This is a genomic window from Halomonas alkalicola, assembly GCF_030704205.1.
Lineage (GTDB): Bacteria > Pseudomonadota > Gammaproteobacteria > Pseudomonadales > Halomonadaceae > Halomonas > Halomonas alkalicola.
Genome location: NZ_CP131913.1, coordinates 167567 through 182035, shown reverse-complemented (window position 1 = coordinate 182035; position 14469 = coordinate 167567). Strand labels below are relative to the sequence as shown.

Genomic DNA, 14469 nt, shown 5'->3' with positions numbered 1-14469 from the left:
AGAGATCATGACCTCCTGGCTGTTCGGCCTGGCCATCTTCCTTTTCCACGTGCTGGGGGTCGTCTCCGCGCTGCTGGCCCTGCTGTCGAGTCGCACCTCCCAGGGCGCCATCGCCTGGATCCTCTCCCTCATCACGCTGCCCTATGTGGCGGTTCCCGCCTACTGGATCTTCGGCCGGCCGCGCTTCTACGGCTATGTCTCCGCTCGCGGCGAACGCGACACCGTGCTGCGCCGCGTGCTCTCCCGCTACCGCGAGCAGCTCGAACCCTTCGTCGCCGATGCCCGGGATCCCGACGTGCGCGCCGTGGAGCAGCTGGCCCAGATGCCGCTGACCAGCGGCAACCGCGCCGAGCTGCTGGTTGACGGGGAGGCCACCTTCGACAGCCTGTTCGACGGCATAGAGCGGGCCAGGAACTACGTGCTGATCCAGTTCTTCATCGTGCGCAACGACGCGCTGGGCATCGAGCTCAAGCACCGCCTGCAGCGGGTGGCCGAACGCGGGGTGCGGGTCTACTTCCTCTACGACGAGGTGGGCAGCCACAAGCTCAACGAGGGCTATCTGCGCGATCTCGCCAGCAGTGGGGTGGAGGTGAGCGCCTTCCGGTCGTCGCGGGGGTGCCGCCATCGCTTCCAGCTCAACTTCCGCAACCACCGCAAGGTGCTGGTGGTGGACGGTCACGAGGGGTGGGTCGGCGGCTTCAACGTCGGCGTGGAGTACCTGGGACAGGGGCGCCATGGGCCCTGGCGGGACACCCACCTCAAGCTGACCGGGCCGAGTGCGCTGGGCCTGCAGGAGGCCTTCTGGGAGGACTGGCACTGGGCGACGGGCGAGGTCATCACCCTCTCCTGGACCCCCCGGGTCACCTGCGAGGAGTGCCACCAGGTGGTCATCGTGCCCTCGGGGCCGGCGGACCGCCAGGACACCGCCGGGCTGCTGGTGCAGCATGCCATCCACAGCGCCCGCGAGCGCTTCTGGGTGACCAGCCCCTACTTCGTGCCCGACCAGGGCGTCCAGGACGCCCTGCGCCTGGCCGCCATGCGCGGCGTCGATGTACGCATCATGATCCCGGAGCGCCCCGACCACCTGCTTGTGTTCCTCTCGGCCTTCTCCTTCCTGCCCGACATGCTCCGGGCCGGCGTGAAGGTCTATCGCTACCAGCCCGGCTTCCTGCACCAGAAGGTGATGCTGATCGATGATGCGGCGGCCAGCGTCGGCACCGTGAACCTCGACAACCGCTCCTTCCGGCTCAACTTCGAGATCACCGCCTTCCTGCCGGATCGCCTGTTCGCCGCCAAGGTGCGCCTGATGCTGGAGAAGGACTTCGCCGACTGCCGACGGATCAGCCTCGACGAGATCACCTCGCGCCCCCTGTGGCGCAAGCTGGTCTCGCGGGCCGCCTACCTGCTGTCCCCCATCCAGTGATACATTATCGTTTCACGATGGCCGCTGCGTCGGCCACCCTGCCATCCGCGGACCGGGAGTCACGGTGAACCTCGAGACCAAGTGGCTGGAAGACTTCGTCGCTCTGGCCAATACCCGCAGCTTTTCCGCCTCGGCGAGGCAGCGCCACGTTACCCAGCCCGCCTTCAGCCGCCGCATTCGCGCCCTGGAGCAGGTGGTGGGCGCCACCCTGGTGGACCGCTCCACCACGCCCGTGGACCTCACTCCCGAAGGGCAGCTGTTCCTGGTGACCGCCCGCAACCTGGTGGAGCAGCTCAACGAGAGCCTGGGCCACCTGCGTGGGCTCTCCATCGCCAACGAGGCGCTGGATATCGTCGCCGCCCACTCCCTGGCGCTGAGCTTCTTCCCGCCCTGGATCTCACGCCTTCAGCAGGGGGTCGGCGAGCTGCCGACCCGGCTGGTGGCCATGAACGTGGGGGAGGCGATCCACGTGCTGAGGGAGGGCAAGTGCGACCTGATGCTGGCCTACTACGACCCCTACGCCAGCATGCAGCTCGACCCGGAGGTGTTTCCCTCCTTCTCCATCGGCCAGGTGAAGATGCTGCCGGTGAGCCTGCCGGACGAGGAGGGCAGGCCGCGCTTTCCGCTGGAGGGGAGCGAGTCGATTCCCTATCTCGCCTATACCCAGGGCGCCTTCCTGGGCAGCAGCGTGCGCATGCTGCTCAAGAATGACGCCCTGCGCCTGCGCCTGCGCACCGTCTACGAGACCGCCATGGCCGAGGGGCTCAAGGGGATGGTGCTGCAGGGCATCGGCATGGCCTGGATCCCCGACTTCTGCATCCGCGAGGAGCTCAAGAGTGGCCGGCTGGTGCGCGCCGGCGGCGAGGAGTGGGATGTGCCCCTGGAGATCCGCCTCTACCGCTGTTCGCTGGTTCACAAGCCCGGCGTGGAGAAGCTGTGGCGGCAGATGCAGAAGTTGCCCCGCGATTTCCTCCAGGCCTGAAAAAGGTGCGATTTCCTGCTGCGCTCGATAGCCCGGCCCCCGGCGGATCGTCGCTATCCTCATGTAGGCCACTACACTCCGGTAGCTCCTCTCCGGCGGTGACCGGCCCCTCCTCGCTCGCGATGGAAATCACATCCTTTTCCTGAGCTAGTTGCCCCCGAAGTCGGCGGGCAGCCCCAGGAAGTCCTGGATGATGAAGAAGTGGTCCTCGAAGAGGGCCTCCGGATCGAGGTCCGCCAGCGCCACCCAGCGGGCATGGTCGCCGCCCTTGACCGGCTTGAGGCGTGGCAGCTGCTGGTCGGGGGTCAGCGCGAAGTAGAAGGCCTCCGCCAGGGTGCGGCCCCGCCAGCTGCGATGGGGCTCGTCGAATAGCCGCTGGCCGCGCAGGGAGCCCTTCAGCACCGGTTCCGGCACCTTGAGGCGGATCCGCTCGCGCAGCTCCCGCAGGCAGGCATCCAGCAGCCGCTCATGGGAGTTGATGAAGCCGCCGGGCAGTGCTAGCAGCCCCTTGCCGGGCGCCGCCGTGCGGCGCACCAGCAGCACGTGCCCCGACTGCACCACCACCGCGTTCACCGTCACGAAGATGGGCGGATAGGGCGCCTGGGCCCAGGCGCTGCGGTACTGGTCCAGTAGGCGCTGCTCCTCGCTGAGCTGGCGATAGTGGTCGCCGGCGCAGAAGTCGCGGACGGCGGCGACCACCCCGGGTGGCAGGTCGTGTGCGGCCCCGGTGCTCAGGTAGTCGTCGGCGGAGGAGGGGGAGCGGAACAGCCGCTCCCGGATCTGGCTGGCCGAGATGCCCTCCACCAGCGGCACGCTCACCGACTCCCACTGGGGGAAAAGCGAGAGGTAGTAGCTGGACTGGCCGCGACTGGCGCCGATCAGGCCGATGCGCGGCAGCCGCGCCCCCTGAGGGCTGGCGATATCGCGCACCTTGCGCTGCACGTCGCGCACCCAGACATCGTTGTTGTAGAGGGCGTCGAGCAGCGGCACCACGGCGAGCCGGCGGTTCTCCTCGTCGTCGAAGGCGCTGCGCAGCATGGCGCGGCGCTCGTCGAAGCGCCAGGGATTGCGCAGCGAGCGCGCCTGCCAGGAGGAGCCCACCAGCACGATCACCTGGCGGGCGCGCTTGAGCGCCTCGTGGATCACCGCGAGGTGCCCCAGATGAGGCGGCTGGAAGCGACCGATGAACACCAGGCAGTCGAAGTCGAAGGCGTCGCGGTCGGTGTCCGGGCAGTCGGTCATGGGCATTCCTGGCGGGCGGTGTGAAGGCGCCGCTCATTATGGTCAGCGCCGCAGGCGGGTGCAATGCGCCCCTTGGCAGCACGCTCGGCTACATTCGCGTATGCTGAAAGGCACACAGGGATGCGGGGAATACCATGATCGAGCTCAACCGACTGACACCGGCCGCGCTCAGGGCCACGCTGCTGTTCTGGTGGAACGTGACCCAGGGGGCGATTCGCCTCTGGCTGGAGCGCAACGCCTTCAGCTACGCCGGGTCGCTGGCCTTCTACACGCTCTTCTCCCTGGCCCCCACGGTGATCATCGCCGTCACCGTGATCGGCCTGGTGCTGGGCGAGGATGCCGCCCAGGGCCAGATCGTCGCCCAGCTGCAGGACACCATGGGCCATGATGCCGCCGCCGCCATCGAACAGGCCGTGGCGAGCTCGCGCATCGAGGAGTCGGGCCTGCTGCCCACGTTGCTGGGCGTCGGCGCCCTGCTGGTGGGGGCCACCACGGTGTTCGCCCAGATGCAGTTCTCGCTCAACACCATCTGGGGGGTCACCGCGCGGCCCAGCGCCAACAGCGCCCTGATCTTCATCAAGAACCGCCTGCTGTCGCTGACCGTGGTGCTCTCCATCGGCTTCATCCTGCTGGTCTCGCTGATCTTCGGCGTCATGGTGCGGGCCATGCTGCAGGCCGCCGATGAGCTGGTGCCCTTTGTGGGCTTCCTGACCACGGGAGTCGAGTTCCTCGTCTCCCTGGCGGTGATCTCAGTGCTCTTCGCCACCATCTTCAAGGTGCTGCCCGACGTGGTGCTGCGCTGGCAGGACGTGGTGGTAGGCGCCGTGGTCACCGCGCTGCTCTTTGCGGTAGGGCGCTCGGCCATCGCCGTCTACCTCTCCCACACCGCTACCGCCTCCACCTACGGGGCCGCGGGCTCGGTGGTGATGATCCTGCTGTGGGTCTACTACAGCTCGCTGATCCTGCTGTTCGGCGCCGCCTTCACCCGCTGCCACCTAGCCGAGCGGGGACGCCCGCTGGTGCCGCGCAATACCGCCGTGGTGGTCAGGCGCGAGCTGATGGACCCCTGACGGGGCCAGGCACCAAGACCAAGAGACCCCAAGGCGATGAGGCCGGCAGCATGCCGGCCTCGCGCGGTATGGGGTGCCCGGTTTCCACCGGGCGCCGGGGCCTCGCCAGGCTCAGCCGCGGCCGAAGCGCTCCCGGGCCATGGCATCGGCGATGGTCGCGGGACTGCGCCCCTCGCTGGCCGCCCGGGCGAACAGCTCGTCCAGGGTCGCGCCGATCCCCTCGATATGCGCCATCACCGCCTCGCGCCGATAGTCCTCGCGGCGCTGCCAGGCGATCTCGATCACCCCGCCGGCGTTGGCCACATAGTCCGGGGTATAGAGAATCCCGCGCGCCATCAGGCGCTCGGCCATGGCCGGGGTGGCCAGCTGGTTGTTGGCCGCGCCGCAGACCACCTTCGCCCTGAGGCGCTCCACCACGATGTCGTCGAGCACCGCCCCCATCGCGCAGGGGGCGAAGAGGTCCACCTCGGCATCGAAGATCGCCTCCGGTGCCGTCGTCTCGGCGCCGAGCTCCTCGGCCAGGTGGGCAAGCGCCTCGCGGTTGACATCGGTGAGCACCAGCCGCGCCCCGGCGGCGTGGAGGTGGGTGGGGGCGGGCCAGGTGGGCGCCGACATGACCGACGCCCTGGATCGCCACCCTGAGCCCTTCGAGATCGTCGCGCCCGAGGCCGTGGCGCACCGCACTCTTCAGCGCACAGAAGACGCCCCAGGCGGTGAAGGGGGAGGGGTCGCCGGACTCCCCGCTGGCTCGGCGCAGCCCGCCCACGTGGCGGGTCTCCTCGGCGATGATCTGCATGTCCGCCTCGCTGGAGCCGGAGTCCTCGGCGGTGATATAGGCGCCCCCCAGGGAGTCCACCAGGCGCCCCATGGCGCGCAGCAGTTCGGGAGTCTTCGCGGTACGCGGGTCGGCGATGATCACCGCCTTGCCGCCGCCCAGGGGCAGGTCCGCCATGGCCGACTTGTAGCTCATGCCTCGTGAGAGGCGCAGCACGTCGGTGAGGGCCTCCGTCTCGCTGGCGTAGGGGTAGATGCGCAGGCCGCCGAGGGCGGGGCCGCGGGAGGTGTCGTGGATGGCGATGATGGCGCGCAGCCCGCTCCCGGCATCGCTGCCGAAGACGATCTGCTGGTGGTGGTCGAATTCCGGGTGCTCGAAGACCGGCATGGCGTGGCTCTCCCTCATGAGGATTGTGGTTGTACTGGCTTGCCCGGGTAGGGCGGGGACCTGTCGATCCGGCTTGTGGCCGGGAGACAGGACTATGGTCAAGGTTAGAGCATGGCGGCGTTGGCGGGAAGTCACCTGCCGGGCTGGCCTTGGCCGCGTCGGGGCTGGTAGAAACGAGGGCATACCCAACGGAGCGGCAGCGGGCCGTTCCGGACACTGCGACGATGGAGGTGGGCATGGAGATGTGCTGCGTCAAGGCCTTGGTGACGGGCAAGGTGCAGGGGGTCTGGTATCGCCGGGCGACCCAGGAGCAGGCCCTGCAGCATGGTGTCACCGGCCACGCCAGGAACCTGCCCGACGGTCGGGTGGAGGTGCTGCTGTGCGGTGGCCCGGATGCCGTGAAGGCGGTCAGCGAGTGGCTGTGGCGGGGGCCGGAGAAGGCTAGGGTGACCCACGTCGAGCTCGAGGTGATCGAGGCCCACGTCCCGGATGACTTCCGTACCGGCTAGTCCGCCACCGGGGCGTGGCGTGGGCAGAGGCAAGGGGGGTGGCCCGGCTCGGGCCACCCCGCCGGCGCCATCAGGCGAGAACGTCGGCGATCCAGTCGCTCACCGCCTCGCCGTCGACTCCCAGGCAGGCATCCACCGCGGGTGTGCGCGACCAGCGTGAATCGATGAAGTCCCGGCCCTCGGGGGCGAAGAGCGTCTGGCCCTCGGCATCGCCCTCGGTGACCACGGCGAGGTGGCCGCGCGCCGTGGTGAAGAGCTCTGGCCTGAGCAGCCAGGCGAGGGCACAGCTGTCGTGGGGGCAGCAGCCGTCGATGCCCAGGAAGGTCCGGTAGAAGTCGCGGTAGAAGGCGTAGCTGCCGGCCAGCACGCGGCCAAGCTCGCCCTGGCCGGCCTCGATGCGCGCCATGTGCTCGGCCGTCAGCACGCAGCGGTGGGTGACATCGAGGCCGACCAGGGTCAGCGGCCAGCCGGCGGTCAGCACCCGGCTTGCCGCATGGGGGTCGTTGAACATGTTGGCCTCGGCCACCGGGGTGACATTGCCCCCCTCGCGAATCGAACCGCCCATGATCACCACCTGCTTCACCCGTTCGATGAGCGTCGGGTCGAGCTGGAGGGCGGCGGCCAGGTTGCCCAGCGGCCCCACCGCCACCAGGGTGACCTCGCCGGGGCGGGCATTGACGGTATCGACGATGAACTGCGCCGCGCTTCGCCCGTCGGCTCGGCCCTTCACCGGTGGCAGTGAGATGTCTCCCAGGCCGTTGGCGCCGTGGATATGGGCCGGCGGCGGACAGCGCCTCTTGACCAGCGGCGCGGCCGCCCCCTGGGCCACCGGGACATCGCCGCGGCCGGCCAGCTCGGCCAGCAGCAGGGCATTGTGGGTGGCGGTGGCCACGTCGACGTTGCCATAGGTGGTAGTGAGGCCGAGCAGCTCGAGCTCGGGGTGGCGCAGGGCGATGGCGATGGCCTGGGCGTCATCCACCCCGGGGTCGGTATCGAAGATGATCGGATGGCGCATGGGGGGCTCCTCAAGGGGCTGGGGGCGGGGTCGAGTCGTCAAGCAGGCGCGCCACCTCGGCGGCAACCGGGATGCTCTCGGCGGCCCCCGGGCGCTGCACGGCCAGGGCAGCGGCCGCGCTGGCCTGTGCCAGGCAGTCGGCCACCACGGCGCCGCGCTGAAGCGCCGCCAGGTAGTAGCCGATGAAGGTGTCGCCTGCCCCGGTGGTATCCACGGCCGTCACCGCCAGCGCCGGCTGATGGTGCCGCTGGTCGCCCCGCTGGTACCAGGCTCCCTCGCCGCCCAGGGTGAGCACGACCTCACAGCCCGGCAGCCGTTCGGCCAGGGCGTCGAGCAGGGCCTCCGCGCCCGCCTCCAGGGCCAGGCCGGTGATCCCGGCCGCCTCGCTGCGGTTGAGGAACAGCAGCTGACAGGCCGGCAGCGGCAACTCACTCACCGCCTCACTCATGGGGGCCGGGTTGAAGGCGATCCTGAGCCCGTGGCCGGCGGCCAGGGGAAGCAGCTGCTCGAGGCCGTTGCACTCGTTCTGGAGCAGCAGCCAGTCGCCGGGCCGGGTCGCGGCTACCAGCGCCTCCAGGTCGGCACGCCGGAAACCGTGGTTGGCCCCGCGAAAGAGGATGATGGCGTTCTCGCCGGCATCGTCCACCTGGATGATGGCGTGGCCACTGGGGGCATCCACCAGGCTGACATGGGTGACGTCGACCCCGGCCCGGGCCAGGCTGTCCCGGGCCCAGGCGTCCTGGCGGCCCAGTCGGCCCCAGTGGCAGACCCGCCCGCCGGCCCGGGCCATGGCCAGGGACTGATTGGCCCCCTTGCCGCCCAGGCCCACGCGATAGTCATGGCTGGCCAGCGTCTCCCCGGGCCTGACCAAGTGGGGAACGCGATAGACGTGGTCGAGGTTGATGGAGCCGAGGTTGTGCAGCATGGGCCGGGGCCTCCGTCACTCGGACTGCCAGGCGCGCAGGTTGTCGGCGGTGAGGGCCACCACGTTCTGGCGCGACTCCGGGGTTATCCAGGCGTTGTGAGGGGTCACGATCAGGTTCAGCGGCTCCGCCAGGGCATCGATCAGCGGATGGCCGTCCTGGGGCGGCTCCACCGGCAGCACGTCGACGCCGAGCCCGCCCAGGCGCCCCTCGCGGAGGGCCTCGAGGGCCGCCAGCTCGTCGATGATGCCCCCGCGGGCGCAGTTGACCAGCAGGGCGCCGGGCTTGAGGGTGGCCAGCAGGTCGGCATCGATCAGGTGCCGGGTCGCCTCGCTGAGCGGGCAGTGCAGGCTGATGATGTCGGCCTCGGGGGCGAGGTCTGCCAGGGTGGGGCGGCTGTCATCCGCCTTGCCGGGCCGGGCCGCGAAGGTCACGGCCATGCCGAAGGCCTCGGCGAGCTGGGCGACCCGGCTGCCGAGCACCCCCTGGCCGACGATCACCAGGCGCTTGCCCTCCAGCTGCAGGGTGCCGTGGTCCATCAGGCAGAAGAAGGGGCTCTCGCCCCAGCGCCCGGCCGCCACGTCGCGCTGGTAGAGGGGCAGTCGGTTGGCCAGGGCGAGCATCAGCATCAGGGTGTGCTGGGCCACGCTGGCGGTGCCGTAGGCGGTGACGTTCTTCACCGCGATGCCCAGGCGCTCGGCGGCGGCCATGTCGATGTTGTTGGTGCCGGTGGCCAGCACGCAGATCAACCTGAGCTCGGGCAGCGCCTCGAGGGTCGCGGCGTCCAGCACCACCTTGTTGACGATGGCTACCCGGGCCCCGGCCAGGCGCTCGCGGGCTTCGGCGGTGGTGCTCTGATCGTGGACCGCCAGGGAGTCGACCTGCTCGCGGATCGGGGCGAGGTCGATATCGGGGCCGAGGCTTGAGGCATCGAGGAGGACGGCATTCATCGGTTGGCTTCCTTCTGGGGGCCTTGCGCAGGCGCCTTGCCCGCACGGGTGGTGGGCACGCTATAATGTCCGGATTTGGCAGGCTTGGATTCGCTGCGGGCCGGCCACATATTCGTTGTCGCCGGGAGCGCCCGGCAGCGTCCTGATCTGGATACCGTGATTTTCCGGAGTGATCAAACCATGCCCATCTACGAATACGAGTGCAAGGCCTGCGGCCAGCGCCTGGAAAAGCTGCAGAAGATCAGCGCCGCCCCGCTGACCGACTGTCCCGCCTGCGAGGCCCCCGAGCTTTCGCGGCTGGTCTCGGCGGCCGGTTTCCGCCTGGCCGGCGGCGGCTGGTACGAGACCGACTTCAAGTCCGGCGGCAAGAAGAACCTGGCCGGTGATGCAGGAGGCTCCGCCCAGAGCGGGTCATCGTCCAGCAAGAAGGAGGGCGCGGCGGCCTGAGGGCCGCCCAGCCACTCGCCAACCCCTCATTTCGCTACAGAACAGGATACGACATGCGCAGCCATTATTGCGGCCAGCTCAACAAGACCCTGGTGGACCAGACGGTCACCCTGTGCGGCTGGGTACATCGCCGCCGTGACCACGGGGGCGTGATCTTCCTCGACATGCGCGATCGCGACGGCATCGCCCAGGTCGTGGTCGACCCCGACACCGCCGAGGCCTTCGCCACCGCCGACCGCGCCCGCAGCGAGTACGTGCTGCGCATCCAGGGCCGCGTGCGGCTGCGCCCGGAAGGCACCCAGAACCCCAACATGCCCACCGGCATGATCGAGGTGCTGGCCAAGGAGGTGGAGGTGCTCAACACCGCCGCCACGCCGCCCTTCCAGCTCGACGAGCACGGCAAGGTGGGCGAGGAGGTGCGCCTCAAGCACCGCTACATCGACCTGCGCCGTCCCGAGATGATCGAGAAGCTGCGCCTGCGCTCGCGCATCTCCCACAGCGTGCGCGCCTTCCTGGAGGGGCAGGGCTTCCTCGACATCGAGACCCCGATCCTCACCCGCGCCACCCCCCCGAAGGGGCTCGCGACTACCTGGTGCCGAGCCGCACCCATGCGGGCAGCTTCTTCGCACTGCCCCAGTCGCCGCAGCTCTTCAAGCAGCTCTTGATGGTGGCCGGCTTCGACCGCTACTACCAGATCGCCAAGTGCTTCCGCGACGAGGACCTGCGCGCCGACCGTCAGCCGGAGTTCACCCAGATCGACCTCGAGGCCTCCTTCGTCTCCGAGGACGACATCATGGGGATCACCGAGGCGATGATCCGCCAGCTCTTCCAGGAGGTGCTCAAGGTCGAACTGCCCGAGTTCCCGCGCATGACCTGGAGCGAGGCGATGAACCGCTTCGGCTCCGACAAGCCGGACCTGCGCATCCCGCTCGAGCTCACTGATGTCGACGACCTGATGCAGCAGGTGGACTTCAAGGTCTTCTCAGGCCCGGCCAGCGCCGAGGATGGCCGCGTGGCCGCGCTGCGCGTGCCGGGCGGTGCCAAGCTCTCCCGCAAGGAGATCGACGACTACACCAAGTTCGTCAGCATCTATGGCGCCAAGGGCCTGGCCTGGATCAAGGTCAACGAGCGTGCCAAGGGCCTCGAGGGCCTGCAGTCGCCCATCGTCAAGTTCATGGAGAACGTGGTGGAGCAGCTGCTTGACCGCGTCGGCGCCGAGGACGGCGACATCATCTTCTTCGGTGCCGACAAGGCGCGCATCGTCAACGAGGCGATCGGCGCGCTGCGCGTCAGGCTGGGCGAGGACCTCGACCTCTACACCCGGCCCTGGGCGCCGCTGTGGGTGGTGGACTTCCCGATGTTCGAGGCCGACGACGACGGTCGTCTGAGCCCGCTGCACCACCCCTTCACCTCGCCCTCCTGCAGCCCCGAGGAGCTCAAGGCCAACCCGGCGGGCGCGCTTTCCCGGGCCTACGACATGGTGCTCAACGGCACCGAGCTGGGCGGTGGCTCCATCCGTATCCACGACCAGGCGATGCAGACCACCGTGTTCGAGATCCTCGGCATCGGCGAGGAGGAGGCCCGTGAGAAGTTCGGCTTCCTGCTCGACGCCCTGCAGTACGGTGCGCCGCCCCATGGCGGCCTGGCCTTCGGCCTCGACCGCCTGGTGATGCTGATGGCGGGTGCCCGCACCATCCGCGAGGTGATCGCCTTCCCGAAGACCCAGAGCGCCGGCTGCCTGATGACCGACGCCCCGGGCGAGGTGAGCATCGACCAGCTGCGTGAGTTGAGCATCCGGCTGCGCCAGAAGGCCAAGGCGGAAGGGCAGGAGTAATATCTCCTGACCCCTGACGCAGCAAGAGACCGGCGCCCAATGGGCGCCGGTATCGTATGATGGCGACAGATCCGATCACCGAGCCGAGCAGGGAGGCCCCATGAGGAGCACGCAGCAAACCGATGGCGGGGCAGGGCCGTGCTGATTCTCGGCATCGACCCCGGCTCGCGGCTCACCGGCTACGGGGTGCTCGACGTCTCGACCTCGACGCCACGCTATGTGGCGAGCGGCTGCATCCGCATCCGGGCCGACGACCTGGCCCAGAAGCTGGCCCAGGTCTATGCGGGGGTGAGCGAGCTGATCGCCATCCATCGCCCCGGTGAATTCGCCATCGAGCAGGTGTTCATGGCCAAGAACGCCGATTCGGCGCTCAAGCTCGGCCAGGCCCGGGGCACCGCCATCGTCTGTGCCGCCAACCACGGCCTCCCGGTGAGCGAGTACGGTCCGCGGCAGATCAAGCAGGCGGTGACCGGCACCGGTGGCGCCGACAAGGCCCAAGTGCAGCATATGGTGACGGCCATCCTCAAGCTCTCCGCCACGCCCCAGGCCGATGCCGCCGACGCACTGGCCATTGCCCTGACTCACGCTTATGCTCGCCTCGGCCTGCTCCAGGCCGGCAGCTTCGGCGGCCACCGCAGCCGCAGGAAGGGCCTTTCCTGGCGCGATTTCCAACCCTGAGGCTGTCGCTCTCCGGCGACGTCGACGGAGGCTTTCACGAGTTGTCGAACGCTGTTTCAGCATGGGCTGGTCAGCCGCACGGGCGACCAGTATAGTGGCGTCATCGGCGGCCCTGAGCCGCCTTTCCTGCAGTGAAGGACACGGATTTCTCCATGATTGGACGCCTGCGCGGCACCCTGCTTGAGAAGCAGCCTCCCTGGCTGGTGGTGGATGTGGCCGGGGTCGGCTACGAGCTCGAGGCCTCCATGACCACCCTGGTGGCCCTGCCGGCCACCGGCGAGGCCGTCTCCCTGCACACCCACCTGATCGTGCGCGATGACGCCCACCTGCTCTACGGCTTCGCCCGGGAGCAGGAGCGGGCGTTGTTCCGCGCACTGATCAAGGTCAATGGCGTAGGCCCCAGGCTTGCCCTGGCGATCCTCTCCGGCATGGACGAGGCCGCCTTCCGGCGCTGCGTGCTCGACGACGACGTCAAGGCGCTGATGCGCCTGCCCGGGGTGGGCAGGAAGACCGCCGAGCGGCTGATCATCGAGATGCGCGACCGCTTCCCCCACTGGGAGCCCGGTGACGACGCCCTGGCGGAGCTGGCCAGCGGCGCCCAGCCCAACGTCTCACGCCACGATCCCCTGGCCGATGCCGAGGCGGCCCTGGTCAGCCTGGGCTACAAGCCCGCCGAGGCGGCCAGGATGCTGGCGGGCCTCGAGGGCGAGGGTAGCACCGAGGCGATGATCAAGGCGGCCCTGAGCCGCCGGATGGCGGGGTAGCGCGATGCTGGAGAACGATCGCCTGATCGCTGCCGACGCCCGCGAGGATGAGGAGCCCATCGACCGCGCCATCCGCCCGAAGCGCCTGGCCGACTACATCGGCCAGCCGCGCGTGCGCGAGCAGCTGGAGATCTTCATCGGCGCCGCCCGCGCCCGGGACGAAAGCCTCGACCACACCCTGGTGTTCGGCCCCCCGGGGCTGGGCAAGACGACCCTGGCCAACATCATCGCCGCCGAGATGGGGGTGGGGCTCAAGTCCACCTCCGGCCCGGTGCTGGAGCGCGCCGGCGACCTGCGACCTGGCCGCCATGCTGACCAACCTCGAGGCCGGCGATGTGCTCTTCATCGACGAGATTCATCGCCTCTCGCCGGTGGTGGAGGAGATCCTCTATCCCGCCATGGAGGACTTCCAGCTCGACATCATGATCGGCGAGGGGCCGGCGGCGCGCTCCATCAAGCTCGACCTGCCGCCCTTCACTCTGGTGGGGGCGACCACCCGGGCGGGACTCCTGACCTCGCCGCTGCGCGATCGCTTCGGGATCGTCCAGCGCCTGGAGTTCTATGCCATCGGCGAGCTCACCGAGATCGTCACCCGCTCGGCGCGGCTGATGGGGGTCGAGGCGGACGCCGACGGCGCCCGGGAAGTGGCGCGCCGTTCCCGAGGTACCCCGCGCATCGCCAACCGCCTGCTGCGCCGCGTGCGCGACTACGCCGAGGTGCGCGGCAGCGGCCGTATCGACGCCGAGATCGCCGACCGGGCGCTGGACATGCTCCACGTCGACCATCACGGCCTGGATCACATGGACCGCCGCTTGCTGCTGGCGATGATCGAGAAGTTCGACGGCGGCCCGGTGGGGGGCGACTCGCTGGCCGCCGCCATCGGCGAGGAGCGCGATACCATCGAGGACGTCATCGAGCCCTACCTGATCCAGCAGGGGCTGATGATGCGCACCGCGCGGGGTCGGGTGGTGACCCGCCAGGCCTGGCTGCACTTCGGCCTGGCACCCGCCGAGGATGCCGCGGACGCCGCCGGGGAGACCCGGCCGTGAGCGAGTTCCGTCTGCCGGTGCGCGTCTATATCGAGGACACCGATGCCGGTGGCATCGTCTACTACGTCAACTACCTCAAGTACATGGAGCGGGCACGCAGCGAGTGGCTGCGCGCGCAGGGGATCACCCAGCGCGAGCTGTTCGAGGCCGGCATCCAGCTGGTGGTGCACAAGCTGGAGTGTCGCTATGCCAAGCCCGCCCGACTGGATGACGCGCTCGAGGTGAGCGCCGAGATCCGGTCCCATGGCCGCGCCCGGCTGCAGTTCGGCCAGGTCGTGAGCTGTCGCGGGGAACCCTTGTGCGAGGCGCGGGTCGACATCGCCTGCATCGATGCGACGCGCCTCAAGCCCGTACCCTGGCCGCCGGCGCTGGCCGCGGCCCTGGCCCAACCCTCTGCCCAATCGCAAGACTGACGAGGATG

13 protein-coding genes and 3 pseudogenes are annotated in these 14469 nt (G+C 69.4%); 10 read left to right on the top strand and 6 right to left on the bottom strand.

Annotated features, from left to right (window positions below):
• Positions 1-7: 7 nt before the first annotated feature.
• Both cls and B6N23_RS00940 read left to right on the top strand, forming a co-directional pair.
• Positions 8-1423 carry a cardiolipin synthase gene (cls, locus tag B6N23_RS00945; protein ID WP_305501291.1) on the top strand — a complete coding sequence of 472 codons (1416 nt, stop codon included), beginning with the start codon at positions 8-10 and terminating at the stop codon, positions 1421-1423.
• A 64-nt stretch (positions 1424-1487) separates the two neighbouring features.
• On the top strand, positions 1488-2405 hold the full coding sequence (locus tag B6N23_RS00940; RefSeq protein WP_110068672.1) for a LysR substrate-binding domain-containing protein: 918 nt from the start codon (positions 1488-1490) through the stop codon (positions 2403-2405).
• Between the two features lie 147 nt (positions 2406-2552).
• On the opposite strand, the gene B6N23_RS00935 is transcribed toward B6N23_RS00940, so the two are convergent.
• On the bottom strand, positions 2553-3647 hold the full coding sequence (locus B6N23_RS00935) for a bifunctional nicotinamide-nucleotide adenylyltransferase/Nudix hydroxylase (RefSeq protein WP_305501289.1): 1095 nt from the start codon (positions 3645-3647) through the stop codon (positions 2553-2555).
• A 134-nt stretch (positions 3648-3781) separates the two neighbouring features.
• Here B6N23_RS00935 and B6N23_RS00930 point away from each other — a divergent pair, with 134 nt between their 5' ends.
• Positions 3782-4717, top strand: a complete 936-nt coding sequence (locus B6N23_RS00930; protein ID WP_305501287.1) for a YihY/virulence factor BrkB family protein — start codon at positions 3782-3784, stop codon at positions 4715-4717.
• Positions 4718-4828: 111 nt separating this feature from the next.
• Here the strand turns inward: B6N23_RS00930 and B6N23_RS00925 are convergent, their stop codons facing one another.
• The gene (locus B6N23_RS00925; protein WP_305501285.1) at positions 4829-5332 is read right to left on the bottom strand and encodes a Rossmann-fold NAD(P)-binding domain-containing protein; all 504 of its coding nucleotides are present in this window, start codon (positions 5330-5332) and stop codon (positions 4829-4831) included.
• A gap of 214 nt (positions 5333-5546) precedes the next feature.
• Positions 5547-5879, bottom strand: a pseudogene (locus B6N23_RS00920) (Glu/Leu/Phe/Val dehydrogenase dimerization domain-containing protein); the annotation flags it as partial.
• A gap of 236 nt (positions 5880-6115) precedes the next feature.
• On the opposite strand from B6N23_RS00920, the gene B6N23_RS00915 reads away from it, so the two are divergent.
• A complete protein-coding gene (locus tag B6N23_RS00915; protein ID WP_302138270.1) occupies positions 6116-6388 on the top strand; it encodes an acylphosphatase in 273 nt (90 codons plus the stop codon).
• A 70-nt stretch (positions 6389-6458) separates the two neighbouring features.
• On the opposite strand, the gene B6N23_RS00910 is transcribed toward B6N23_RS00915, so the two are convergent.
• Genes B6N23_RS00910 through B6N23_RS00900 form a run of 3 tightly spaced genes read right to left on the bottom strand, consistent with a single transcriptional unit; the run spans position 6459 to position 9276 of the window.
• Positions 6459-7403 carry a nucleoside hydrolase gene (locus tag B6N23_RS00910; protein ID WP_305501283.1) on the bottom strand — a complete coding sequence of 315 codons (945 nt, stop codon included), beginning with the start codon at positions 7401-7403 and terminating at the stop codon, positions 6459-6461.
• Positions 7404-7413: 10 nt separating this feature from the next.
• The gene (locus tag B6N23_RS00905; protein ID WP_305501281.1) at positions 7414-8328 is read right to left on the bottom strand and encodes a ribokinase; all 915 of its coding nucleotides are present in this window, start codon (positions 8326-8328) and stop codon (positions 7414-7416) included.
• 15 nt (positions 8329-8343) lie between these two features.
• On the bottom strand, positions 8344-9276 hold the full coding sequence (locus B6N23_RS00900) for a D-2-hydroxyacid dehydrogenase (protein WP_305501279.1): 933 nt from the start codon (positions 9274-9276) through the stop codon (positions 8344-8346).
• A 180-nt stretch (positions 9277-9456) separates the two neighbouring features.
• On the opposite strand from B6N23_RS00900, the gene B6N23_RS00895 reads away from it, so the two are divergent.
• The 6 genes and pseudogenes from B6N23_RS00895 (at position 9457) to ybgC (ending at position 14461) form a co-directional block, all read left to right on the top strand.
• A complete protein-coding gene (locus tag B6N23_RS00895) occupies positions 9457-9723 on the top strand; it encodes an FmdB family zinc ribbon protein (protein WP_110068678.1) in 267 nt (88 codons plus the stop codon).
• A 53-nt stretch (positions 9724-9776) separates the two neighbouring features.
• Positions 9777-11557: pseudogene (aspS, locus tag B6N23_RS00890) on the top strand (aspartate--tRNA ligase).
• A gap of 138 nt (positions 11558-11695) precedes the next feature.
• Entirely contained in the window at positions 11696-12235 is a 540-nt protein-coding gene (gene ruvC / locus B6N23_RS00885) for a crossover junction endodeoxyribonuclease RuvC (RefSeq protein WP_119021037.1), read from the top strand.
• 152 nt (positions 12236-12387) lie between these two features.
• Positions 12388-12999 carry a Holliday junction branch migration protein RuvA gene (gene ruvA / locus B6N23_RS00880; protein WP_305501275.1) on the top strand — a complete coding sequence of 204 codons (612 nt, stop codon included), beginning with the start codon at positions 12388-12390 and terminating at the stop codon, positions 12997-12999.
• Between the two features lie 4 nt (positions 13000-13003).
• Positions 13004-14048, top strand: a pseudogene (gene ruvB, locus B6N23_RS00875) (Holliday junction branch migration DNA helicase RuvB).
• Positions 14045-14461 (top strand): tol-pal system-associated acyl-CoA thioesterase, encoded by a 417-nt coding sequence (gene ybgC, locus B6N23_RS00870; protein ID WP_305501273.1) that lies wholly within the window; start codon positions 14045-14047, stop codon positions 14459-14461. Before ruvB ends, ybgC begins: the two are co-directional and overlap by 4 nt.
• Positions 14462-14469 lie beyond the last annotated feature (8 nt).